Raw genomic sequence first — 24,392 nt, forward strand, 5'->3', positions numbered from 1 at the left:
TGGTTGTAATCAGAATTGTGCGGCATACCGTTGCAAATCCCGCAGGTAGTCCGGGTTATACACTGCACGTGGCCGGAACAGGCTGGTGAGCCAGCCCACCGTGGCGCTGTCTTCCACCTGCCGCCGTGTCATGGCGTGGTAGGTATCCGGGTAGTGAATCACGGTCAGTCGGCTGGCCGGGAGCCATTGGCGATAACCTTGTTCGGTATTGCGGATATCCACGTTGCGATCCAGCGCCCCCAGCAGCAGTAATACCGGGACCGGGCGCTTTGCCAGCGCTTGCAGATCCAGGGTGGCATCGGCTTGCCAGTTGCGGCGAACAAACTGCCAGCGGTCTGCACTCATGGGCTCGCTGCCGGCGACTTGCAGATATTGGGCATAACTGCCGCCCTGCTGCAGCAGGGCCAGCACCTGTTGGCGCCGCTGTACGCTTTGCTGACGGGTTGCGGTATCTGCTTGTTGATGCTGCAAGGTGGTCTCGCTGTGATAGCGCCCTTGCTGCAACCAGTTGATGGCCGGGCTGACCGCAATCACAAAGCGGATACAACAGTCACGTGCTGCCACCTTGGGCAACACCCAGCCCGCCTGACTGCTCCCCCACAGGCCGATACGTCGAGTATCAAACTGGGGCTGCCGCCTTACCCAGCCCAGCACCAGCCGCGCCTCTTTGGCACGGTCTTCCATGCTTTGCTGCAGCCAGTTACCGCTGGACCCGCCGATACCTGGCTTGCTCCATGACACCGAGGCATAGCCTGCCTGAGCCAGCGATTCCCACAGCGGTTGATAGTAGTCGTCATAGCTGGCGTTAGCCGGGCCATCACCATGAATGAACAGCACCACCCCCGGCTTGTGCTCACTGCCCTGCGGCAGGGTGACCGTGATGTCCAGCGTGCGCCCATCCGCAAAGCGCACCACGTGCTGCTGCTCATCAAAGGCGTAACTGTGCTGATACAGCAACCAGCACAGCAGCGACAGCAGTATGGCGACCACCCATAGCCACTTTTTGCGCACCCATGCCCCAACCCTCGTACCCACGCTTGACTTGACCTCTTTGAACAACCGCAAGACTAGAAGAGAAAACCTAAAATGAACCAAAGCGGACGGCAAGCCACACCTTAAGCCGCATTCCCCAGTACCCGGTTGGCCGCTTGCACGCCCCACCAGGAGGCTTCTTCAAACAAGGAGAGGCCGGAAAGGTCTGAATGGGCAAACAGGATGGGGCCCGTGTGGTCACGCAATGCCCGCAGGCCGGGATGGGTGAGGAAACCGGGGCGGGGAGTGGACATGCCGTGGGCCCGCACGGTGATCTCCACTTCGCGTGCAGCACGCCACCAGTCCATGCGGCCATAGACCTGCCGCAGGTCGCACATGGCCATGTCGTACAGCACCTCACGGTTAGCCTGCAGCAACCAGCGGCGGGCGTCGCCCGGCCCCTGTCGGGACAGGGCCTGATAGGCGGTAAACACAGTATGTTGCGGCTTGGCGGTGCGCAACCATTGATGAGTCGCCACCACATAGCCCAGGCCCGGCCCTTCGTGCAGGATATTGTCCCAGGCCAGCTCCACCCCACGAGCCTCTTCGGGAAACCGGTTCAAGCCAAAGCTGGACACCAGCCAGGCCGCGTGCGGTAACGCCTGTTGCCGTTGATAGCCGTACTCCGGCAAGGTGGGCAATACATGCTGCAGCACATGCAAGGGCATGGCACAGATCAGCTGTTGCGCCTCGATGCGCACCACTTTGGCGTCCATCCGGCACAGTACGACCGGCTTGCCCTGCTCCAGCCTGATATGCAATGCCGTGCCTTGATGCAGCCGCTGCTGCCCATCCTGTTCCAGCGCGCGCTGCAAGTGGCGCAGCACGGGATTCAGCCCATCGGGCCAGGTCAACACTGCGCCATCCTCACCATTGGCGGCATGCCCACCGCGCGCGGCAAAGTAATGCAGTCCGGCCCATGCCGAGACTTCATCGCACGGCGCGCCATAGTCATCGCGGCAGCTGTAATCCAGCCAGCGCCGTAACACGGGGTCGGTCAACTGCTGCTGATCCAGCCAGGCCGCAAAACTGAGTCGATCCAGCGCCAACCATTGCGGGTCTTGCGATGACAGCGCCAGCGGCACGCTGAACACCGGCCGACCATCCCGCCCCACTTGCCGCTTGAGACGAGCCACCTGCGCCAGAAAGCGCTGCTGCTGTGCCAGGCTGTCCGCACTGCGGCCACGCTGTGGCAGCTGCCCTTCTTGCCATACCCCATTGGCAAACACGCGTTCGTCTGGTGCCTGCACCAGCACCTGCTCGTCGTATTCCGGGCGTAACGCCTGCGGATCACCGCGCAACACCCCCATCTCGGCCAGCATCTCCCGCACATGGGAGGACGCCAGCGAGGGGAGCGGCAGGTAATGTGCGCCTCGCGGGTAGGGCACCTCTCCCATCTGGCCGGATGCCCCATTGCCGTACCATTCTGGCCCCGACAGCAGCAAAAAGTTGCGATAGCCCTGCCGCCGCAGCTGCCAGCCTGCACTCAGGCCAGCCGCACCACTGCCGAGGATCAGCGTATCGGTACACCAGACGGCTTGCGGCTCCGGCAGTTGCTTGAGATCGCGCAAGGCGTGCCCCGTCGCCATCCCCGGCTGATAGACCCGTGTCGGCACCTCCAGCCAGCTGCCCGCTTCACACCCCGCCAGCGCCAGGCTGGACAGACCAATCAAAAACCGGCGGCGGTCCATCAGCGCAACACCTGCCGCCAGTCCTGCTCAAAATAATGCACCAGCGCCTGGGTATTGAGCTGGTTGGGTTCCACCTTCCAGCGCGGCATGTCCGGCGGGAAGCTGAACATCAGGCGGGTCGACTCGGCATTGAGGAAGCGGGTCGGTACCCGGTAGCGCCCGGGAGGCGCAAAGCGGGCAGTCATCGGCCCGGCCATGATGAACCCCCACTCGCCAAAGGAGGGCACGTAGGCGTGATACGGCCAGGTTTGCAGCCCGGCCGCACGCAAGGTGGCCTCAATGCACCAGTAGGAGCGTGGCGCGAAATAGGGCGAGGTGGATTGCACCACCATCAAGCCATTGACCGAGAGGTGATGCGACATCAAGCGGTACATCGGTACCGAGTACAGCTTGCCCAGCCCGAAGCTGGAGGGGTCGGGAAAATCGACGATGATGGCGTCAAACACCTCGCTGCTCTGCTCCAGCCAGCGTCCGGCATCATCATTGATCACCTTCACCCTGGGGTGCAGCAGCGCACGCTGATTGAGCGCCAGCAGATCCGGTGAGCGGGAGAACAGACCGGTCATCGCCGCGTCCAGGTCCACCAGCGTAATCTGCAACTGCGGATATTTCAGCAGCTGGCGTACTGCCAGACCATCGCCGCCACCGAGTACCAGCACCCGTCGCGCCCACGGCAGGTTTTCCATCAGCGGCAGCACCAAAGCCTCGTGATAGCGGTATTCATCGCGCGAAGAGAATTGCAGATTGCCGTTCAGGTACAGCCGGGTGTCGTCCTTCCAGCGGGTCAACACCAGGCGCTGATAGGGCGTCGTTTCCGCATGAATGATGGGGTCGCCGAACAGACTCTGCTCCGCCCAATGGGTCAGCCGTTCAGAGAGGAAGAATCCGCCCAGCAGCAGCCCCAGCACCAGCACTGCGCGCAGGCGGCGCAAGGGCAACTGGTGTACCTCACCGCGAAAGGTCTGCAAGGTCCACAATGCCACCCCGGCATTCAGCACACCGAACAGAAAGCCACTGCGGCCCAGACCCAGGTGGGGCGCCAGCACCAGCGGGAAGGCCAGCGACACCGCCAGTGCCCCCAGGTAATCAAAGGTCAGCACCCGGCTGACCAGCTCCCGGAAAGCGGTATTCCGCTGATTGAAGATCCGCATGACCAGCGGGATCTCCATCCCCACCAGACAGCCAATGATGAAGACCAGTACATACAGCACCGTGCGAAACGGGGTGGCATCCCAGGCATACAGCACAAAAAGCAGGGTGGCTGCCACACCGCCAAACAGCCCTACCAGCAACTCAATATCGACAAAGCGCCCCAACAGGTCCTCATCCGGCACATAGCGCGCCAGATGCGAGCCCACGCCCATGGCAAACAGGTAGCAGCCAATGATGCTGGAGAACTGCAGGATGGAGTCCCCCAGCAGATAGCTGGCCAGCGCACCCGCAATCAGTTCATAGGCCAGTCCGCAGGAGGCCACCACAAACACGGACAGAATCAGGATCCGGTCACGCATTACTCACATTCCGTTCGGCAAACGCTTGAGGGTATCGCAAAATGCTGGCTAAATGCATGTGATCGTTTCGCAGGAGTTGACCATGCCCCCGTTACAAGCCTATTTGTTGTACTTGCTGACCGCGATGGCCCTGCTGTTTCTGTTTACCCTGATCTACCTCAAGCTCACCCCCTACGATGAGCTGAAGCTGCTGCGTGCCGGAGAGACAGCGCCTTTGCTGTCGCTGGGTGGGGCGGTGCTGGGGGTGACCCTGGCGCTGGCGTCCAGCATCATGCACAACGACAGCTACCCTCTCTTCCTGCTGTGGGCGGGCATCGCCATGCTGATCCAGCTGCTGCTGTATGTCGCGCTGACCCGGCTGGTACCGGACCTCAAGCGCGCCATTGCCGACAACAATACCGGCATGGCCGGATTGCTGGGCATGGCCTCACTGGCGGTCGGCATCCTCAACGCCGCCTGCCTGTACTGAACCTCATTCTTTTCGAAAGGACGCCGACCATGGGTCTCGGATCGTTTATCAAGAAGCAGTTTATAGACATCCTGCAGTGGACAGAGGATGGCGACGGCGTGCTGGTGTGGAAGCACCCGATGGAGGACAACGAAATCCAGTACGGTGCCAGCCTGACCGTGCGGGAAAGCCAGCAGGCGGTGTTCATCAATGAAGGCAAGCTGGCCGATGTGTTCGGCCCCGGCATGCACACCCTGACCACCCAGACCCTGCCAGTGCTGACCTATCTGCAGAACTGGGACAAACTGTTCGAGTCCCCCTTCAAGTCGGATGTCTACTTTGTCAGCACCCGGCTACAGCTTGGCCGCAAATGGGGCACCCCGCAGCCGATCACCATCCGCGACAAGGATTTCGGCATGGTGCGTCTGCGCGCCTTCGGCAGCTACAGCTACTCGGTGACCGATGCTGCCAAATTGTTCTCCGCTGTCAGCGGCACCCGCGAGGAGTATACCCGCGACGAGCTGGAAGTGCAGCTGCGCAATCTGGTGCTGGCGACCATCACCAACACACTGGCGGCGTCGGAAGTGCCTTTCCTTGACATGGCAGGCAATCAGCTGCTGATGGGCGACGCCGTCAAGCAGCATCTGGTGGAGCCGTTCGCCAACTACGGCATTGCACTGGATGCCTTTGTGGTGGAGAACATTTCGCTGCCGGAAGAGCTGCAAAAAGCCATCGACACCCGGATTTCGATGGGCATGATCGGTAATATGGGTACCTACGCCCAGTACCAGACCGCCCAGGCCATCCCGCTGGCGGCGCAGAACGAAGGTGGCATTGCTGGCATTGGTGCCAGCCTCGCGGCGGGCCTGCAGTTCGGGCAGATGATGGCCAACAGCACCGCCAGCAATATGGCTGCCGCAACGGCCGCAGCCACCCCGGCACCCGCCGCTGCAGCTGCCGCCCCCGCTGCGGACCCCAATTCGCCGGAAGCCCGGCTGGAAAAGCTGAAGGGCCTGCTGGACAAAGGTCTGATCTCCGCCACGGATTACGACAGCGCCAAAGCGGAAATCCTCAAACAGCTGATCGGCTAAGCCCATGTTCAAGGCCGCCTGCCCCGGTTGCGGTGCCGAGCTGAGCTTTCGCTCGGCTACCTCGGTGCTGGCCATCTGCAAATACTGCCAGAGCACCGTTGCCCGCGATGCGGACAGCGTGCGCAACCTGGGCAAGCAATCTGCGGTGCTGGAAGATTTCTCCCCGCTGCAGATTCATAGCAGTGGCCGCTATCTGGGTCTGGACTTCAGCCTGATCGGCCGCATCCAGCTGCAGTACGAACGCGGGGTATGGAACGAGTGGTATCTGTGGTTTGACGACGGCAGCACCGGCTGGCTATCCGACGCCAACGGCCAGTATGTGCTGACCCGCCCGCTGCCCGACGTTCCCAATGCACCCTCTTTTGACAGCCTGCAGCCAGGCAGCGACTTCATCCTCGACAACAAGCGCTATAGCGCGGCCGACGTGCGCCGCGCGCAGTGCGTCGCCGGACAAGGCGAGCTGCCGTTTACCGTGGGCGCAGGCTGGGAGGCCATCGTTGCCGATTTCCGCTGCGACAGCCGTTTCCTGACCCTGGATTATTCCGAAGGCCAGCTGATCGGCTATCTGGGTGATGCCGTCCGGCTGGAGGAGCTGCAATGCCAGAACCTGCGTACAGAGGAGCAGATACAGCAACAAGCCGGAGCAGTACGCGGAGAGCTCAGCACCCTGAGTTGCCCCGGTTGCGGCAGCGGTATTACCCTGCCCGCCGGGCTGGCGACCCAGCTGATCTGCCCGGCCTGCCACAGCCAGAGCGTACAGGAAGGCGGCACGCTGCAACTGGTGCAGCAACACCAGCAGCATGAGGCTCAACATGGCTCCCTGTCGCTGGGCGATCAGGCCAGCATCAACCAGCTGCAATGGACGGTGATTGGCCTGCAGCAATGCCGAGAGCTGGACAGTGATGCGTACAGCCTGTGGTGGGAGTACCTGCTGTTCAATCCCTTGCGCGGCTTCTGCTGGCTGAGTGAGAGTGATGAGCGCTGGGAGTGGATCGAGGTATTGAATCGCTGGCCACGACAAGTCAATCGCGGCGGTGTTCGCTACGGTGACAATTTGTATACCAGCGAGTATCAATATGGGGCAGAGGTCTGCTATGCCGCCGGGGCTTTTAACTGGCAAGTGCAGGTGGGTGACCAGACCCGTATCGCCAGCTACCGCCTGGATGGCAAAACCGGCACGCCTCCAGACCGCCTGTATGCGGAATACACTGCTCATGAGCTGACCTGGAGTGCCGCCAAAACGGTGCCATCCAGCGTGGTATCAGGCTGGTTTGGCAAGGAAGTCGCTGCCGCCACGGCCAGTGACCCCGACACCGCCTCGGCCCGCAACACCTTCATCTGGCTGGCGATTGGCATGTCCATACTGTTGCTGGTGCTGAACCTGTCCTCCGGCTGGCTGGAATACGATGACGACGGTGAATCCACATTGTCTTCTGCCGGCGTGGCCGTGCTGATCGGTCTGGCGCTGATCTGGCTGCCGATCTGGCTGACCTCACCCAAATCCGACAGTGCCGATGAGGATGACGACTGATGTTACGGGGCCTCTATACCATTTATGCGGTGATCATCGTCATCGCCGTCACCAGCTATAACCACAGCGGTACTGGCCAGAGCGCACGCGGCTGGAGCAGCTCGCGCAGTTCTAGCGGCAGCAGCGGCTGGTTCTCCGGTGGGCATAAATGACGGCAGCCGTGGGGCAGCACTGGCTGATTGAACTCTCGCAAGCCGACCCAGCACGGCTGGCCAGCCCGGCACAGATTGAGCACGCATTGCGTGCCGCCGCCGAGGCCGCCGGTGCGCATGTGGTGCACGCCCACTTTCACCACTTTGGGCCCAATCAGGGCGTCACCGGCATGCTGCTGCTGCGCGAATCGCACATCAGCATTCACAGCTGGCCGGAGCTGGCTTACGCTGCGGTAGACCTGTTCATGTGCGGGCACGCTGCGCCAGACCGCGCGCTGGCGGTGCTGCAAGCGCAACTGCAGGCGGCAGCCTTCCAGGTGCGGCAGCTACAGCGCGGCCCACAAGCAGTCGAGCCCTGAACGTATGTTGCATACCCTGGCGATTGCCAATTACCGCTCGCTGCGCAAGCTGCATCTGCCCTTGCAGCCCCTCACGCTGGTAACCGGGGCCAACGGCAGCGGCAAATCCAGTGTGTACCGCGCACTGCGGCTGCTGGCCGACGTGGCGCAGGGTCGCATCATCAGCTCGCTGGCACAGGAAGGGGGCCTCAGCTCCACCCTGTGGGCCGGACCCGAGCAGTTCTCTCGTCAAATGTTGCAGGGGACGCAGGAGATCACAGGCGTACGCCGGAATGCTGTGGTGCGACTGTTGCTGGGGTTTGCCAGCGAGGATTACAGCTACGCAATCGACCTGGGATTTCCAGAGCCGATACCCACTTACTTTGGGCAAGACCCCGTCATCAAACGCGAATGTATCTGGAATGGCCCGGTCTACCGTCGGGCCAGCTTGCTGGTAGACCGGCATGGTGCGCATGTACAGCTGCGTGAGGGCAAGGGGGACTGGGCAGTGAGCCCACTGCGGCTGGCCACGCATGAGAGCATGCTCACCCAGCTGGCCGACCCTCGGCAAGCCCCGGAGATGCTGCTTCTACGCGAGAAAATTCGCGGCTGGCGCTTCTATGATCACTTCCGCAGCGACAGCGAAGCCCCCGCCCGACAGCCACAGATCGGTACCCGCACCCCGGTACTGGCCAGTGATGGAGCCGACCTGGCCGCTGCCATGCAAACCATTCTGGAAATCGGGGATGATGCCGCCTTGCAGGCTGCCATCAGCGATGCCTTCCCCGGTGCGCGGATTCACATCGACAATCAGCAAGGCCGCTTTGAGCTGCAGATGCAGCAACATGGGCTGCTGCGCCCCTTGCGCAGCGCGGAGCTCTCCGATGGCACCCTGCGCTATCTGCTGTGGGTAGCTGCACTGCTGACGCCACGCCCGCCCGAATTGCTGGTGCTCAACGAACCGGAAACCAGCCTGCATCCGGACCTGCTGCCCGCGCTGGGGCGGCTGATCATCCACGCCAGCCAGTATAGCCAGCTGCTGGTGGTCTCCCATGCGCCTCGGCTGATCGCCACACTGGAGCGGGAGGGTCGCTGCCATCACCTGATGCTGGAGAAGCGACTGGGCGAGACCCTGCTGCAGGAAGATATCGACAGCGCCGCCTGGAAATGGCCCGAGCGCTGAGACCCCCTCAGTGCCGAGGCAAATCGGCCTCCGGGCCAGCTGCCTTGCGTGGCCACAACTGTGCGGTCAGCATGCCTGCCAGCATCAGCCCACAGCCCAGCCAGCCGCGCCCGGTCAAGCGTTCACCCAGCACCCACCAGCCCGCCAGCGCACCAAACACCCCTTCCATGCTGAAGATAATGGCGGCATGCGACGGAATAGCATGACGCTGAGCCACCATCTGCAAGGTATAGCCCAGGCCCACCGACAAGGCCCCGCCATACGCAATGGCATACTTGGCCTGCCACAACGCCACCAGGCTGACCGGCTCGCGCCACAGCGCAACCAGCAGGCTGAGCAGCCCGCAGACCCAGAACTGGATACAGGCCAGTTGCAGGGCATCATGCCGCCGCGCATAGTAGCCCACCAGCAAGACATGCACCGCCCATACTGCGGCGCTGACCATCTGCAGGCCATCGCCGTAGGACAGGGTCAGCTGGTCGGTGACGCTGAGAAAGTACATGCCCACCACCGTCAGCCCCGTGCCCAGCCAAACCCCGGCGCCAGCCTGATGCTTGAGCACCCAGCCAATCAGCAGCACCAGCACCACGTAAGAGCCCGTAATGAACGCCGCGTTGGTTACACTGGTAGACAGCAGGCCCACTTGCTGGAAATTGATGGCAAACGACACCACCGCACCCAGCACCAGACCAGCCAGCCACAAGCTGCGACGTGACGTTGCAGCCATTCCAGGCGGATGCGCCCGCCGCTGCAGTGCCAGCGGTGTCAGCAACAAAGCCCCCAGCAGAAAGCGCGATGCCGTGTACAGAAACGGCCCCACCACATCCATGCCCAGACGCTGGGCGACAAAGGTGGTACCCCAGATAGCCGCCGCCAGCAACATCAGGCCATCGGCACGCAAAGACGAACGATTCATGCGACGCTTTACCACACACAAACCCCGAGCCTGCCCGAAAGCCCGCCCAAGGGCAAGCCTGATCTCAGTCGGTGCGCTGAAACAGCAGGCTGGCGTTGGTGCCACCAAAGCCAATGCTGTTGGACAATACCGTGCCCAGCCGACATGGAGTGTGCTGGCGAACGATCGGTAGATCGGCAAACTCAGGGTCAAGTTGATCCAGGTTGGCTGAGCCCGCCACAAAGCCGTGTCGCATCATCAGCAGGCAAAAAATGGCTTCATGTGCACTGATCGCCCCAATCGAGTGGCCAGACAGGCCCTTGGTCGCCGAAACAAGGGGCATATGCTCGCCAAACAGGCGGCGAATGGCCTGCACTTCCGCACGATCGCCCAGCACCGTGGCGGTGGCATGCGGGTTCAGGTAGTCCACCACCGGCTCACCGGCCTGCGCCAGCGCCAGCGCCTGCTGCATGGCCTGAAGAATGCCATCGCTATCAGGCTGAACCATGTCCGATGCCGTATTGCTGGCCCCATAGCCGCTCAGCTCAGCATAGACCCGCGCCTTGCGTTGCCGGGCACAATCGGCCGCCTCCAGCAGCAGGACACCTGCACCGCCTGCAATGGCGAACCCGTCCCGGTCCTGCGCAAAGGGGCGACATGCCTGCGCTGGGGTGTGGTTATAGCGGGTGGTCAGGGCCCCGAGGGGTTCATACAAAGCCGTGGCGACCGCACTCACCTCTTCCGCACCGCCCACCCAGGCCCGGTCAATCAGACCGCTGCGTATCATCGCCCATGCTGTCCCGATACAGTGCGCAGACGTGGCACATGCCGCGGTAATGCCAAAGCTGGGGCCATTGATCTGAAACGCCTGTGCAAGATTGGCCGCCACCGTACTCGACATGACTTGCGGAATGTAATAAGGCCGCAGTTTGTCGATACCGCGCCCGCGCAGGGTGCCCAGCGCCTCATCAAACTGTTGTGGCGCTGACATGCCAGAGCCAATGAACAAGGCTGTTCGGCTATCGTGCAACAACGCTGACGGTAAAGCAGCATCATCCACCGCTCGCTGCATGGCATGATAAGCATACACGGCGGCATCACCCATGAAGCGGCGTAACTTGCGGTCAATCGTGGGCAGTCCACCCAGATCCGGCACTCCGGCCACCTGGCTGCTTAACTGGGCCTCCGCAAACGCGGGGACCTGCCGGATACCACTTTGGCCGGTCTGCAAGGCCCGCGTCACCGTCGCCAGATCATTCCCCAGGCAAGAGACGATGCCCATGCCGGTCACCCATACCCGCCGCATGTCTTATACCCTGGCAAAAATCAAAGAGGTATTGATACCACCAAAGGCGAAGTTATTGCTCATGGTGTATTCGGTATCCAGACTGCGATGCTGCTGAACAATATGATCCAGCGCTGCGCAGGCCGGGTCCGGATCCGTCAGGTTGAGGGTGGGCGCAAAGGCTTTGCCCCGCATCATTTCAATCAACCACCATGCCTCAATCGCACCGCAGGCCCCCAGCGTATGTCCGAGATAGCTCTTCATGCTGCTGACCGGTACCTGCTCGCCCAGTACGCGCTGGGTTGCATGGCTTTCAGCGATATCACCACGGGTGGTTGCCGTGCCATGGGCACTGACATAATCAATGGCCGACGCGGGCAGAGCGGCATCATCCAGCGCCATCAGCATGGCCTCTGCCATGGTGTCCGACTCCGGCTGGGTGATGTGGGCACCATCCGAGTTGGTGGCAAATCCAATGACTTCTGCATAGATGGTGGCACCACGGGCCAAGGCATGCTCCCGCTCTTCCAGCACCAGGGTCGCTGCGCCTTCGCCGGTCACCAGTCCATCCCGGTTTCGGTCAAAGGGTCGCGGCGTCATGTGGGGTTCATCATTGCGAACCGAGGTGGCAAACAGCAGATCAAACACCACGGCGGAGGCCTCTGTCAGCTCTTCCGCCCCACCCGCCAGCATGATGTCCTGCTTGCCCATGCGAATGGTTTCAAATGCATAGCCAATCGCTTGGCTACCGGAGGTACAGGCGCTGGAGGTCGGAATCACACGCCCAGTCAGACCAAAATGCAGGGCCGCATTGACCGCCGTGGTGTGCGGCATCATCTGGATGTAGGAAGTGGCATTCAGCGACATCATGCTGCGCTGGTCGAACATCGCGCCAAAGGCACGTACCGGCTCCATGCTGCCCGCAGAGGAGCCATAGGCAATCCCGGTTCGTCCCTGCTTCAGCACAGCATCTTCCAGCAGACCCGCCTGGGTCAGGGCCAGCTCCGTCGCGCGTACGGCCAGCAAAGACACACGCCCCATGGAGCGAATCTGCTTGCGTGGGTAATGGGGGGGCACGGTAAACGATACCGGCGCGCCAAGCACCGTATTCAGGCCCTCCAGATCCGCCCATTCCGTCATGCGTCGTACCGCATTACGCCCTTCGCGCAGCCGGGCGTCAACGCTGGCCCAATCACTGCCCAAGGCAGTGACACCGCCCATGCCCGTTACCACCACGCGCCTCATGCCAGCCCCCCATTGATGCTGATCACTTGCCGGGTCAGATAGGCCGCGCCGTCCGAGAACAGAAAACCCACGGTCGCTGCCACCTCCTCAGGCTTGCCCATGCGCCCCATCGGGATCAATTTCATCATGTCTTCGGTGGGAAGTTGCGCCACCATATCGGTTTCAATCAGCCCGGGAGCCACACAGTTCACCGTGATTTTCCGGCTGGCCAGCTCCAGGGCCAAGGCTTTGGACGCGGCAATCAGCCCGCCTTTGGCCGCGCTGTAGTTGACCTGCCCCCGGTTGCCAATCAAGCCGGATACGGAGGCCAGGGTCACAACCCGGCCCCCTTGCCGCAACCGGATCATGGGCATGGTCAGCGGATGCAGAACGTTGTAAAACCCGTTCAAACCGGTATCAATCACCTGGTCCCAGTCTGGTGCGGTCAATGCCGGGAAGGCCTGATCGCGGTTGATGCCGGCATTCAGCACCACGCCCCAGTATGCCCCGTTCGCTTCAATATCCGCCTCCAGTACCGCACGGACAGTATCCCGCTCACACACATCAAATTGCAGCACGCGGGCGGACTGATCACTCAGGCTAGCCACCTGCTGGGCGACCTGCTCTGCCTCATCCCGCTGTTGCCGGCAATGCACGGTGACGGCAAAGCCTGCTGAAGCCAACTGTAGCGCAACCGCCTTGCCGATACCCCGGCTGGAACCCGTCACCAACACTCGACGCACACTCACAGCGTACGCTCCTTGTATAAAAACGCCTGGAAGTCGTCAGGCTCGAACACCGTCAGCGTCGCTTCCGCCACCGTCTCTCCACCGTCGGCCAGCTCGATGCGGCAGTCATACGCACCCACTCCGGTGTCGTCTCGAAAAGCTTGGGTCGCCTGAATCCGCAATCCTTTTCCGGCAGGCAAACATGCCATCATGGCCGTATATTTCCGTGTCCCCAGCAGTGCGCCAAGGCGCGGCGGGCGACCTTGCATTCGTGCCAGCATGCCAACATGCACCCCCACCGTCTGTGCCATCAACTCAATACCAATCCAGGCCGGCATGTCTCCGGCCTCGGACGCATACCATGCGGCTGAATCAGTCTTCGCCGTGCAGCATGCCTGTGTGGCATCCACATGCTCAATAGCATGCACCAGCAGCATATCGCCTCGGTGGCCCAGCACCGTTTCAATCGCTGGATAGCTTGTCATGCGCCACCTCCCAGGATCAGGCTCAGGTTGTTGCCACCAAAGGCAAATGAATTGCTCATCGCGTAGCGCGGCCCTGGACGCCATTGTTGCCCCACTTGCACGAGAGGCAGCGCAGGCAACGCAGGATCCGCGACACCATCCCAGCAGTGCGGAGGCAGTCGGCCTTGGGTATCCGTCAGACTCAGATAGCAAAATGCGGCCTCCAGCGCCCCGGCAGCCCCCAATGCATGGCCCGTCATACCCTTGGTGCCACTCACCGGCACCCCATGCGGGAAAACACGGTCCACCGCCTTGCTTTCCATGGCATCATTCTTGATCGTGGCGGTGGCATGCAGGTTCAGGTAACCGATGGACGTTTCATCCAGCCCCGCATCGCGCAATGCGGCCTGCATGGCAGCGCTTGCACCGAGCCCTTCTGGCTCTGGTGCAGAGATGTGATAGGCATCGCTACTTTCCCCGGCACCCAGCAGTTGCACTGCCCCCGGCTCGGCTGACAGGATGAACACCGCCGCCCCTTCGCCGATGTTGATCCCTGCCCGGTTGAGGGACAGCGGGTTGGTCAGTTCACTGGTGGTGGATTCCAAGGCGGTAAAGCCATTCAACGTCAAACGACACAAGGTGTCCACGCCGCCAGTAATGACCGCATCACACATCCCGCTCTGCACCAGGTTTCGCGCACTGACCAGCGCCTTGCTCCCGGAGGTACAAGCGGTGGAGATACAGTACGCCGGGCCGGTCAGCTCGAGCCAGTCCGCCAGGAACCGTGCCGGATCACCTAGGTCGATCTGTTCAAACTGGAACCCTTCGGGCAACTGACCCTGTGCCGCATGTGCTTCCAGCGCCCATTCAGCGTGGTCTACCCCCGAGGTGCTGGTTCCCAGCACCACACCGATGCGGTGTGCCGGGTAGCGTTGCTTGCAGCGCTCAACTTCTTGCATGATCTGCTGTACCGCAGCCAGCAGCAGGCGGTTGTTCCGGCTGGCCCGGGCCTGCCAGGCTGGCGGTAGTATCGGCAACGTTGCCGCCACACGCCCGACCCGTACAGCGGCATTGTGATCATGAGCCAGCCAGCCCTGCTCCAGCACCAGCCCCTGCTGCTGACCCGCAAACAGCGCTTCAGCAACGGTATCCGTATCCGCACCCAGCGCACACAGCAGACCGGGGCGCGTCAGATAGCAAGATTTCATGGGCCGTTCCCCTCCTCCAGTTGCCGGGTATCCACGATCACGCCTGCAGCAGGCAACTCAAAACGCAAGCGCGAATAAGGCGGGTGTGATCCTTGCCACTGAATGCGCAGCACATCCTGCCCATCTTGCATCAGTCGTCTTCCACCCGCGTCTTCGACCAGTTGTACACCGTCAGACAAGCCCCGCCGTACCTGCTCTACCGGCCAGAACGCCAGCTGCATGAGCGCAGGCAAAAGGGCGGGTGGCAATTTGCCTTTCAGCGCGTCAAGCTGCCATACGCTCAATTGCCCGTTGTCCCAATCGACTTTCAGCAGGGTCTGGCCCAAGGGGCTCACCCCGGCCAGCTGCATCCGCGGCCCGCTGACTTGCAAACGACTGAGCAACTGGAAACGGTCATCACCGTGCGCCACTTGAGTCAGACCATCCGCATCCATCGCAGGGCCTGCTTGGGTACTCAGGCAATAGTGTGCTGAAATCGACAGCCGACTGCAGTGCTCCGGCAGGCTCATGCATGCGGGTAACAGGGCCGTCAGCATCATCATCATGCACCAGCGCATCGTGCCCTCCCAAATGTCAGCGACAGCGGAGCCAGCAGAACCGAACAGATAATGCCAAACAGCAGTACGGTGCCGAACTGGTTCAAGGCAGGCATGCTCGACAGACTGAGCAAGCCAAATGACAACACAGTCGTCGCGGCCGACAGCAAGACCCCGGCGAAGGGCACCGGATTACGAACCCCGGCCTCCAGCAAGAAAATCGCGTAATTCACCCCGACGCCCAGCACCAGCATCAAGCCCATCAGACTGAACAGGGTAAACGGCTGCCCGGTCAAACCATACGCTGACAAGGAGACCGCCAGGGCCACCAGATTGGGCAGCATGATGGCACAGGCATTTCGCAGCCGATAGCGTACCAGCAAGACCAGCAACACCATGCCCATGGCACCTGGCAGCCAGTAATAGCCTAATTGTCGATACTGCTGAAACATGCGGGATACACTTCTGGCCTTGTTGACCACCGTCACTCCGGGCAGGCCGCGTGCCACGGCATCCAGGTCCAGTCGTCCATCGTCACCTTGCAGGATCAGGATCAAGCCCTTTTGCCCTCCCGGCAAAGGCATCACCTGGTGGCGGTATACCCCGGCAAGTGGCTGCTGCATCCAGTGATCCAGCGTCAGTACCGGCCATGTACTGCGGGACTGCCAGCGGTTCATGGCCTCGTCTGGAAAACCTAGTGCCTGCATGACGGGCAGCACTGCTGATGCCGGTAAGCGCTGGCGTAACAAGGCCTGGTCTCCACGCTGCTGTGCCACCGGCGGCACGAGGTCCGATACGGCGGTGAACCCGGACACCCCCTGCCCAAGGTGCTCGCGCAGGCGGCTGACCAACACGGCTTCACGCTGCAAGGCCTGCTCGGCATCCGCACCTTCGGTCAAAAAGAAACGACTGGCTTCACTGATGCCTACCAGCTGTCGAACCTGCCGCTCCTCCGCAACCAGCTGCGCAGGATGGGATACCAGCAGGTGGATATCATCATTGCCTTGCAAGCGAAGCCAGCCCGGCAGACAGGCCAGCAGCAAAGCGCCTACCAACAGGACGCCTCGCCCCAGCGTCATCCTGGCCAGCCACCAATGCAACACGGCCGCAGGCCAGCGCACCCGCCGCAATCCATCATGCTGACCAGGCTTTTGCACCCATCGTGGCAACAGCAGTGCGACCGATAACCAGGCGGCAACCAAGCCGGCAAACGCAAACAGGGCAATCTGGCTGATGGCCGGGAATGGCGTCAAGGTGAGCGCCCCATACCCCAGCAGGCTGGTACACAGGGCGACCAATAATCCAGGTAACACGCGGCGCATGCCTTGGCGTGCCTCCCAGCGTGATCCGGCCTCCAGATGCGCAGCAAAATACTGAATGGCGTAATCAATGGCCTCGCCAATCAGGCTGACACCAAACACCAGGGTGATGAGGTGAATTTTGCCGTAAACCAGCAAGACGGCCGCACAGCTGAATACCATGCCAATCCCAACCGTCAGCATGCCCAGCAGCAAAGGCTTGATCGAGCGGAACAGCAACCACAGCAACAGCAGAACCCCAAGCAGTGAACCACCTCCGATCAGGTCCACCTCATGACTGGCCTGCTCCCGAGCACTGCTGGCATAAAACAGGGCGCCGGTGCGTAACAGTTGCACCCCGGGGTGCTGAGCCTTGACCTCTCGTTCAGCCTGCTGCAAACCCGTGATGACGGCCCGTTGCGTCGCCGCATCAAACGCCGCCCCTTGTGGCTCCAGCACCAGCAGCACGTAAGTCTGACCTGACTGCCGTGCGACCAGCACCCCTTGCTCTTGCTGCAGGCGGGTTTGCGCCAGTGGCAACTGCCCCAGCCAGCGCTGCAAGTAGCCGAAGGGGTCAAGTGAAGGGGGGGTCGGAATCCCATCCTGAAAAGGTGCCCCCAATCGACGCAGCAACTGGTGTTGTACGTCCGGTGTGGCCTGTTGTAGTTGTTGCCGATCAATCGCCGTCAGCAGACCCGGTGCATACGGCAGATAGGTATCCAGCAGTTGTTGGGCATTGAAGGTCGGGACCTCCAGCACCACTCGACGAAACGCCGGGCTGTGGCGCAGCACGCTCGCCAGCTGGTGCGCGGCGGCATGTGCTTGCGCCGCATCCTTCGCCCCTGCCAGCAGCAGGATGCGGTTGCCCAACTGCCCGTAGAGGGCATTGACCGCTTGCTCAGCGTGGCTGTTCTGCTCGGTCGCAGGCAGCAGGCGCAGCAAATCGGTTTCCAGCACACCGCCACGCAGGAAGGCACTCAACACCCAGGCGCCACACAAGCCCGCCAACGCCAGCCACCACCACGGTAACCACCGCCGCATCAAGGCTGTCCCAGCAGCGCACGTTCATCGCCAGTCAGCTGCTCCGCCTCGGTAACACCCTGAAATGTAATCACGGTTGCATCACCGCTGGTTTCCTCAATGCGGATGCGCTCAACATTACGCCCCCCCGTCATGTGCACCTGCTTCATGAATTGGGCTACAGGCCCCGGCTTGGGTTGCAATTGCATCTGCCAAGCGTCTATCTGACCATTGGCCTGCACCATGAACAGGTCTTGCAAGGATTGCGTCTGTGCACCCAACAGGCTCCGGAACACCTTGCTGACCTGGGCGATTGCAGGCACCTCTTTGCTGGTCCGGACCAGCCGCTTGCCTTGCTCATCAATTTCAATCACCCGGTCATCCTGCATGATGTAGCTGACCTTGATGGGTGACTCCAGGCTCCACAGTGCGCCCTTGCCCGCCACAAACACAAAGCGCCCCTTGCTGATCAGCGGCTTTTTGAATGCAGCCATCTGCTTCTCTTGCACAAAGGTAGCCCGTAACACCGGTTTCTTGTCCAAGCGCTGGCTGAAGCGGCTCGCCAATTCGTCAGCAAGCGGCAAAGCGGCGTACAGCGGCTGGCTTATCAGCAGCAGGGTGACGATCAGGAATCGCATAAGGCTTTGCCTCGCTCCAGCAAACAGGCGGGAGAAACGAACTGCATTTCCCCTGTTTTCAGACAGACGGCCACCTGGGTGGTGACCGCTTTGGTCAGGCGCGCACCCTGTTCGTCATGAATTTCATAGGACAGTTTGAGCCGGTTTTCGTACTCCAGCAGTGTCGCCGTCACCGCCAGGCGCTGCCCATAGCGTGCAGGTCGCACATACTTCAGATTGCATTCGACCACGGGCCATGCAAAGCCTGAAGCCTTCATCTGCGGGTAGTCGTAATCCAGCTTGCGCAGCAAGGCACAGCGGGCGATCTCCAGATACTTGATGTAGTGCCCGTGCCAGACCACATCCATGGTATCAATATCATGGAAAGGGACGTCGACCCAGATGGTTTCATGCAGCGGCGTCATACAATGCCCATGTACGAGACTGAATCCAGGCCACCATGCGACGCAGGTCATGCTCCATCGGGCGGTCCTCATCCAGGAAGGCCACATGCTGCCGGATTTCCTGACAGAACGCAGCACAAGCTGCCGTCAACATCGGTTCGCTCTCGGCAAAGCGCAACTGGATACCCTGCGTCACAGCCAGCACCAGCGCAGCAGCCACCTGCTCGGTCAGCTCCAGCACCCGCAGGCAATCCCGTGCCGCGATGGTTCCCATGCTGACCTTGTCCTGGTTATGGCATTCGGTCGAACGAGAAAACACCGAGGCTGGCATGGTGAGCTTCAAGGCTTCCGCGGTCCAGGCAGAGGCGCCGATCTGGATGGCCTTGAAACCATGATTGATCGCAGCACTTGGGCCGCTGGCGCCAGACAGATTCTGCGGCAAGCCATGGTTATAACGGCTATCCACCAACAGCGCCAGTTGCCGGTCCATCAAGTCCGCAAGGTTGGCCACCGCCGTTTTCAGGCCATCCATGGCAAAGGCGATATGGCCGCCGTAGAAGTGCCCGCCATGCAACACCCATTCTTCATCACCATTGATGATGGGGTTGTCATTGGCACTGTTCAGCTCATTCTCGACATCGCGACGGATCCAGCCCAGCGCGTCACGGGCGACGCCGATGACATGCGGGGCGCAACGGATGGAGTAACGGTCTTGCAACCGGACTTGCTCCGCCTGAGACTGGGATGCCAGATCCTCCCAGATCCATTGGGCACATTCGATCTGCCCCCGGTGCGGTTTGACCGCAAACAGTCGTGGATCGAAGTGACCCGGGTTGCCTTGCATGGCGATGGAAGCCAGCGCCGTGATACGGCTGCACAGCCGTGTCAGATACTCTGCACGCTCCACGGCCAGACACGCCAGACCGGTCATCACAGCAGTACCGTTCATGATGGCCAGCCCTTCCTTCGGTGCCAGCTTGAGCGGTGCCCAGTTCAGCGACTGCAAGACCGGCAACGCATCACAGATCTCACCCCGGAACCGAACCTGTCGCTCCCCTACCAGCGTCGCCGCCACGTAAGACAAGGGCGTCAGGTCGCCACTGGCCCCCACCGAGCCTTCCGCCGGAATCAAAGGCAACACATCCTCAGCCAGCAATTGCTGTAACCGCTCCAGTAACGCCCAGCGCACGCCGGAGTAGCCTTGCGCCAAAGACACCAGCCGAGCCACCAGCACCGCGCGCGTCCACTCCGGAGACAAGTACTCCCCCAAACCACAACCGTGGTAACGGGTCAGATGCAAGGGCAGCTCAGCCACCAGCTCAGGCGGTACAGTCACAGTGCAGGAGTCGCCGTAACCCGTCGTCACACCATACACTGTGCCACCATCCGCCAGCAGGGCTTCCAGATACGCGGCCCCCGCCCGGATCTGCCGCTGAAATTCAGCATCGTCAGACAGGCAAAGCCCACGTGCCCCACGCGCCACAGCCGCCACTTCAGCAATGGTCATACGTTGTCCGCCTACCGTCACCGGGCTCGCTTGAGTACCGCCGGGTAGCGTTGTGAAGTGTTCAGTTTTCATCGGTTTGACTCAGCCACTTTGTCTTTATTGCTTCCGGTTCCGTGCCCAGAAGTCGAAAAAATTGAACCATTGTAATGGTGCTTGCTGGCAATACCAGGCCAGACGGTCAGCGTATTGCTGTACGTACCGGGAAATGGCTTGCTGTCGCTCGCCACGCGGCAACACCAGTTGCTCAGCAAATGCCTCGAACTCGACCTGATAACCGGTGTCGGTTTTCAGGCAGAAGAACAGGTAGACCGGACACTCCAGCAGTGCGCCCAGGATAAAAGGTCCCTGCGGAAACAATGCCTCGTGCCCGAGGAACTGGGCGGGCACCACTCGGCCATTGTCCGCCGGTGGAGTACGATCCCCCACGATCACCAGCAGTTCACCCTGGTCTACTTTGTCGCGCAGACGAATGGCGGTATCCGGCCCCATATCGCTAATCTGCAGCAAGTTGACCTGAAATTGCGGGTTCACACTGGACAAGGCACCATTGAAGCGCTGGGCATGCTCGGTGTACACCACCGCATTGACACGCGCAATGCCATTCAGATTGGCCAAGGCACGCAACATTTCCAAATTACCCAGGTGCGCACCCAGCAAGACCGCACCCTTGCCACTGGCCAGCAAGGTTTCAAACGCGGGCTGCTGCGGAAAACGGATGGCGCGGTGTGCCACCCGCCCGGTCCAGGCCGCCAGTTTGTCCAGCCCCGACTCGGCAAAGCTGAGGATGTGCCGGTAGGCATTGCGCCAGCCGGGCGCGGGGGTCACGCCACCGCTGACTTGATGCAAGCGTGACAGGTATTCATATGAAGCGCGCCGAGCACGTCCACTGGTCAAAGCAAACCAGAGGACGATCAGTCGCAACAAGGCCCGCGCACCGGCATCCCCCAGCAGCCGGTACGTCAGCATGACAAGGCGCAGCCCCAGCGAGGTTCCACGCTCGTCCTGACGCGACCAATGTTGCTCTTCAAAACGGCGAGGGAAGCATTTGCGCCACAGCAGCAGGGGGCTGCGCCAAAGCATGCCAAAGAACAGCCGGGTATGCATGGCTGAAATCCGGACATTGTCCCGCAGCATGTCAAAGTGAGAGAGGCCACCTTCCGGGTAAATCACCCGGGTCGGCTGGTTGATGACAGGTAAGCCCGCCCAGAATAGTCGGACGATGATCTCGATATCAAACGCCATGCGGGAGGGGATGCGGACCCGGTCAATCAACTGAACGGTGGGCGCGACCGGGTATAGCCGGAAGCCGCACATGGAATCCCCGATGCTGAATGACAGGGTTTCTACCCACACCCAGAAATGGGTGACCAATCGGCCATAGCGACGCCCCGCCGGGGCCGAAGCATCGTAGATCGGCTTGCCCGAGATCACCGCCCAGGGGTTGCTTTCGCCCACGGACATGAAGGCCGGCACATCATCGAGATCATGCTGGCCATCCGCATCCACCTGCAAGGCGTGACTAAAGCCCAGCCGGTGCGCCTGACGCATGCCATGCAGGACGGCAGCACCCTTGCCCGCATTCTGCGGCAGATGAAACAGCGTGACGGTGGGCTGCTGTTCGGCAAGCTGGACCAGGGTATGCCGGGTTGCCTGGTCCGAACCATCATCGACAATCAACACCGGATAGCCGTACACGGACAGCCGGTCTACCACAGCCGCGATGGTGTCCTTGTGGTTATAGATCGGGATGATGATACAGGGGTTGAAACGCATCATGCCTCAGCCGGAGCGAACTGCAGTTGCCCCATGGAAAAAATCTTGTCGCTGTCCAGCGCCAGGTATTTAAAGTCGAGCCGGGCCTGCGTTGCCTGCCAGGACAGCAGCAAGCGCAGTTCGTCGCCCGGCAGCACAGGGGCAGTGAACTTGAGGGCTTTCATGCCAGACATGGCGATCAGTGGCAGCCCCAAATGCCGCCGTGCCAACCGGACGGCCCAATCAAGCTGCACCACCCCCGGCAAGATGGGCATGCCGGGAAAGTGACCTTCGAAATAGCGAAGGGTCGGGCTGACCTGGAACTGCAACGCCACATGCTCCGCCGTCGCCGTCATGACCGTCACATCAGGCATCCATGCACTCATTGTGGCTCCTGCAACAAGCGCACCAGATCAGCCTGAACCAGCTTGCCGCGTTCGTTATACGGCAATTGTTTGCACAGTCGCCAACGGCGCGGCAGCAATACCGGGTCATAATGTTGCAACAGGTGGGTTTTCAGGGCAGACAGCAGCTCTGTGCGCACCAGCGGCGCCAGCTGCGAGGGTACCAGCACGCCCCCCAGAACGGCTCGCCCGCCCAGGGTAACTGGCGCCAAGGCAGCCTCCTGAACCCAATCATGTTGCCGCAGCAGGGTTTCCATCGCATCCAGCGAGACCCGCTTTTCGGCTATCTTGACGATACGATCCAGCCGCCCCATCAGCTCAAACCGGCCATCACGGGCAAAACGTACCGCATCCTCGGTTTGCCAGACACCCGGCGGCGGTAAAAATGGGGACTGTACCCGCAGTGCGCCTTGCGCATTGGCATCCAGAAACACCGTGGGCAACGCCTGCCAGCGCGCATCTTGCTGCTGGTCACGCCAGGCCATGCCTCCGGTTTCCGTGCTGCCCAATACCTCCAGTACCGGAAGTTGCCAGGCTTGCTGCAGCCGACACGCATCCATGCTCGACAGTAAGCCACCGGAGGAAAAAACCGCCTTGAGTCGCCCTGCCACCTGCTCGGGCCGGAGGAGCTCCGGCAGGCGGGATAACTGCGAAGGGGAAGAAACCAGTATGGCGCCAGGCAAGGCTTCCAGCCGCTCCATCAATCCGGCTGGCTCGCTGACGACGTCGTTGTCCCACACTCGACCGGCACGTAATGGCCACAGCAAACGGAAGAGCAAGCCATAAACATGGTGTACCGGCACCGTGCTCAGTACAGGTGCTCGCCCCAGCTGTGAACCCCAGCATTGTTCCAGCACATCACACTCACGCAGCAGCTGATCCAGCTGCTTTGGCACGCACTTGGGTTCGCCACTGCTTCCGGATGTGTATAACTCGATCTGATGTACATCTGCCGGGGTGGGCTCCGGCAGCGTCTGCAAGGCAGCCAGGGTCGCTGGCTGAAAATTGGGCGGAATGACAGCAATATCGCCATCCGCCAATGCCGCGATCAACGCGGACAAAAACGCCAACGGCTCAGCAGCCGTGAGCAGGCGGCGCCGCGGTCGGCCATCACCCCGCACAGATTGGCGGGCGGCCTCATGCAACACCGATGCGGTAATGCGCTGCGAGCCGGCACAGGCCACCACGCTGTCGGGAAGCAGGCCAGGCGCCAAGCGTGCCAACAAGGGGAGCGTCATGCCGCAGCCCCTGCTTTGACACGTTTGCGCACCAGCATTTCGCCCAGAAACAATACCCCCATCAGCGCATACGAGACCAAGCCGTTATACACCAGCCAGGCCTGCCGTGAATGCAGTGTGGTGGCCAGCGCCACCAAGGCATTGAGCAGAAAAAAACCACACCATACCTTGGTCACCTGCCGGGTGTAATGCACGGCAGCAGGGGGCAATGCAGGCTCACGCAAGCGGGCAAAACGCTCGATCATGCTGGGAGGGGCCCAGAGCGTACGGGCAAACAGCATCAACATGATGCTGCTGACGGCAATCGGGTAATACAGCAGAAGTTCAGCCCGGTTGCTGAGTGAAATGGCTGTGGCAAGGCTGGCCAGCAGCATGACGCCCAACCACTCCACCCACGCCATGTCCATGACGAAGCGCAACCCCATCAGCCCATAGCGCAACACCAGCAGGGTCAGCAGCATGAGGCCCAGCCAGCGCGGCTGTATGGTTTGCAGGCCATAGTACACTGCAAACGGGTAAGCCAGACTCAGCAGTACCAGCAGACCACTGAGCAGACGATGCCCGCGCAAGGTCATGCAGCCAGCAGTTGCTGAACCGCAGCAATCACATCGCCAACCGTGCGGACTTCCTTGAAGTCTTGCGGTTGAATGCGGCGACCCGTCAACTTCTGCAAGCCGATGGCCAACTCGACAGCATCAATGCTGTCCAGATCAAATTCTGTAAACAAATTGGCGCCAGCGTGCACCCGCTCTGGTTCAATTTCGAAGTTCTCACTCAGTATCTGCTTGATATGATCGAGAATGGTTTGATCTGTCATGCTCATGGTAGGTACTTC

25 protein-coding genes are annotated in these 24,392 nt (G+C 61.3%); 6 read left to right on the forward strand and 19 right to left on the reverse strand.

Annotated elements, in window-relative coordinates; genetic code table 11:
- Window positions 1-9: 9 nt before the first annotated feature.
- The 3 genes from HF682_RS13025 to HF682_RS13035 all read right to left on the reverse strand — a co-directional run bounded on the left by HF682_RS13025 (window position 10) and on the right by HF682_RS13035 (window position 4,234).
- Window positions 10-1,011 carry an alpha/beta hydrolase family protein gene (locus HF682_RS13025; RefSeq protein ID WP_168877757.1) on the reverse strand — a complete coding sequence of 334 codons (1,002 nt, stop codon included), beginning with the start codon at window positions 1,009-1,011 and terminating at the stop codon, window positions 10-12.
- A 104-nt stretch (window positions 1,012-1,115) separates the two neighbouring features.
- On the reverse strand, window positions 1,116-2,723 hold the full coding sequence (locus HF682_RS13030; protein ID WP_168877758.1) for an NAD(P)-binding protein: 1,608 nt from the start codon (window positions 2,721-2,723) through the stop codon (window positions 1,116-1,118).
- On the reverse strand, window positions 2,723-4,234 hold the full coding sequence (locus HF682_RS13035) for a polyamine aminopropyltransferase (RefSeq protein WP_168877759.1): 1,512 nt from the start codon (window positions 4,232-4,234) through the stop codon (window positions 2,723-2,725). Before HF682_RS13035 ends, HF682_RS13030 begins: the two co-directional genes overlap by 1 nt.
- 82 nt (window positions 4,235-4,316) lie before the next feature.
- Between HF682_RS13035 and HF682_RS13040 the strand changes: the two genes are divergently transcribed.
- The 6 genes from HF682_RS13040 to HF682_RS13065 are packed head-to-tail and all read left to right on the forward strand — an operon-like array spanning window position 4,317 to window position 8,977.
- Window positions 4,317-4,703: a DUF350 domain-containing protein gene (locus HF682_RS13040; protein ID WP_168877760.1), complete on the forward strand. Its 387-nt coding sequence runs from the start codon at window positions 4,317-4,319 to the stop codon at window positions 4,701-4,703.
- Window positions 4,704-4,732: 29 nt separating this feature from the next.
- Window positions 4,733-5,773 carry an SPFH domain-containing protein gene (locus tag HF682_RS13045; protein WP_168877761.1) on the forward strand — a complete coding sequence of 347 codons (1,041 nt, stop codon included), beginning with the start codon at window positions 4,733-4,735 and terminating at the stop codon, window positions 5,771-5,773.
- Window positions 5,774-5,777: 4 nt separating this feature from the next.
- Window positions 5,778-7,304 (forward strand): DUF4178 domain-containing protein, encoded by a 1,527-nt coding sequence (locus tag HF682_RS13050; protein WP_168877762.1) that lies wholly within the window; start codon window positions 5,778-5,780, stop codon window positions 7,302-7,304.
- Complete coding sequence (locus tag HF682_RS13055; protein WP_168877763.1) at window positions 7,304-7,456, forward strand: hypothetical protein; 153 nt, start codon at window positions 7,304-7,306, stop codon at window positions 7,454-7,456. Before HF682_RS13050 ends, HF682_RS13055 begins: the two co-directional genes overlap by 1 nt.
- The gene (gene speD / locus HF682_RS13060; protein ID WP_168877764.1) at window positions 7,453-7,815 is read left to right on the forward strand and encodes an adenosylmethionine decarboxylase; all 363 of its coding nucleotides are present in this window, start codon (window positions 7,453-7,455) and stop codon (window positions 7,813-7,815) included. Before HF682_RS13055 ends, speD begins: the two co-directional genes overlap by 4 nt.
- A 4-nt stretch (window positions 7,816-7,819) precedes the next feature.
- Window positions 7,820-8,977: an AAA family ATPase gene (locus HF682_RS13065; protein ID WP_168877765.1), complete on the forward strand. Its 1,158-nt coding sequence runs from the start codon at window positions 7,820-7,822 to the stop codon at window positions 8,975-8,977.
- A gap of 7 nt (window positions 8,978-8,984) precedes the next feature.
- Here the strand turns inward: HF682_RS13065 and HF682_RS13070 are convergent, their stop codons facing one another.
- The 16 genes from HF682_RS13070 to HF682_RS13145 form a co-directional block, all read right to left on the reverse strand.
- Window positions 8,985-9,893, reverse strand: a complete 909-nt coding sequence (locus tag HF682_RS13070; protein WP_168877766.1) for a DMT family transporter — start codon at window positions 9,891-9,893, stop codon at window positions 8,985-8,987.
- A gap of 64 nt (window positions 9,894-9,957) precedes the next feature.
- Window positions 9,958-11,178: a beta-ketoacyl synthase N-terminal-like domain-containing protein gene (locus tag HF682_RS13075; protein ID WP_168877767.1), complete on the reverse strand. Its 1,221-nt coding sequence runs from the start codon at window positions 11,176-11,178 to the stop codon at window positions 9,958-9,960.
- A gap of 3 nt (window positions 11,179-11,181) precedes the next feature.
- Window positions 11,182-12,402, reverse strand: coding sequence for a beta-ketoacyl-ACP synthase (locus HF682_RS13080; RefSeq protein WP_168877768.1), 1,221 nt, complete (start codon window positions 12,400-12,402; stop codon window positions 11,182-11,184).
- On the reverse strand, window positions 12,399-13,130 hold the full coding sequence (locus HF682_RS13085) for a 3-ketoacyl-ACP reductase FabG2 (RefSeq protein WP_168877769.1): 732 nt from the start codon (window positions 13,128-13,130) through the stop codon (window positions 12,399-12,401). The genes HF682_RS13080 and HF682_RS13085 overlap by 4 nt, the downstream gene beginning before the upstream one ends.
- Complete coding sequence (locus HF682_RS13090; protein ID WP_168877770.1) at window positions 13,127-13,594, reverse strand: ApeP family dehydratase; 468 nt, start codon at window positions 13,592-13,594, stop codon at window positions 13,127-13,129. Before HF682_RS13090 ends, HF682_RS13085 begins: the two co-directional genes overlap by 4 nt.
- A complete protein-coding gene (locus HF682_RS13095) occupies window positions 13,591-14,781 on the reverse strand; it encodes a beta-ketoacyl-[acyl-carrier-protein] synthase family protein (protein ID WP_168877771.1) in 1,191 nt (396 codons plus the stop codon). The genes HF682_RS13090 and HF682_RS13095 overlap by 4 nt, the downstream gene beginning before the upstream one ends.
- Complete coding sequence (locus tag HF682_RS13100; RefSeq protein WP_168877772.1) at window positions 14,778-15,338, reverse strand: DUF3261 domain-containing protein; 561 nt, start codon at window positions 15,336-15,338, stop codon at window positions 14,778-14,780. The genes HF682_RS13095 and HF682_RS13100 overlap by 4 nt, the downstream gene beginning before the upstream one ends.
- Window positions 15,323-17,656: an MMPL family transporter gene (locus HF682_RS13105; protein WP_168877773.1), complete on the reverse strand. Its 2,334-nt coding sequence runs from the start codon at window positions 17,654-17,656 to the stop codon at window positions 15,323-15,325. The genes HF682_RS13100 and HF682_RS13105 overlap by 16 nt, the downstream gene beginning before the upstream one ends.
- Complete coding sequence (locus HF682_RS13110) at window positions 17,656-18,273, reverse strand: LolA family protein (RefSeq protein WP_168877774.1); 618 nt, start codon at window positions 18,271-18,273, stop codon at window positions 17,656-17,658. The genes HF682_RS13105 and HF682_RS13110 overlap by 1 nt, the downstream gene beginning before the upstream one ends.
- A complete protein-coding gene (locus tag HF682_RS13115) occupies window positions 18,261-18,677 on the reverse strand; it encodes an acyl-CoA thioesterase (protein WP_168877775.1) in 417 nt (138 codons plus the stop codon). Before HF682_RS13115 ends, HF682_RS13110 begins: the two co-directional genes overlap by 13 nt.
- Window positions 18,661-20,163 (reverse strand): HAL/PAL/TAL family ammonia-lyase, encoded by a 1,503-nt coding sequence (locus tag HF682_RS13120; RefSeq protein ID WP_205882082.1) that lies wholly within the window; start codon window positions 20,161-20,163, stop codon window positions 18,661-18,663. The genes HF682_RS13115 and HF682_RS13120 overlap by 17 nt, the downstream gene beginning before the upstream one ends.
- Before the next feature lie 96 nt (window positions 20,164-20,259).
- Window positions 20,260-21,939, reverse strand: a complete 1,680-nt coding sequence (locus HF682_RS13125) for a glycosyltransferase family 2 protein (RefSeq protein WP_205882083.1) — start codon at window positions 21,937-21,939, stop codon at window positions 20,260-20,262.
- Complete coding sequence (locus tag HF682_RS13130) at window positions 21,936-22,301, reverse strand: ApeI family dehydratase (protein WP_168877777.1); 366 nt, start codon at window positions 22,299-22,301, stop codon at window positions 21,936-21,938. Before HF682_RS13130 ends, HF682_RS13125 begins: the two co-directional genes overlap by 4 nt.
- Window positions 22,298-23,557: an AMP-binding protein gene (locus tag HF682_RS13135; protein WP_168877778.1), complete on the reverse strand. Its 1,260-nt coding sequence runs from the start codon at window positions 23,555-23,557 to the stop codon at window positions 22,298-22,300. Before HF682_RS13135 ends, HF682_RS13130 begins: the two co-directional genes overlap by 4 nt.
- The gene (locus HF682_RS13140; RefSeq protein ID WP_168877779.1) at window positions 23,554-24,132 is read right to left on the reverse strand and encodes a COG4648 family protein; all 579 of its coding nucleotides are present in this window, start codon (window positions 24,130-24,132) and stop codon (window positions 23,554-23,556) included. The genes HF682_RS13135 and HF682_RS13140 overlap by 4 nt, the downstream gene beginning before the upstream one ends.
- Window positions 24,129-24,380 (reverse strand): acyl carrier protein, encoded by a 252-nt coding sequence (locus tag HF682_RS13145; RefSeq protein WP_240947274.1) that lies wholly within the window; start codon window positions 24,378-24,380, stop codon window positions 24,129-24,131. Before HF682_RS13145 ends, HF682_RS13140 begins: the two co-directional genes overlap by 4 nt.
- Window positions 24,381-24,392: the final 12 nt, after the last annotated feature.

This window comes from Leeia aquatica, assembly GCF_012641365.1.
GTDB classification, from domain to species: Bacteria; Pseudomonadota; Gammaproteobacteria; order Burkholderiales; family Leeiaceae; genus Leeia; species Leeia aquatica.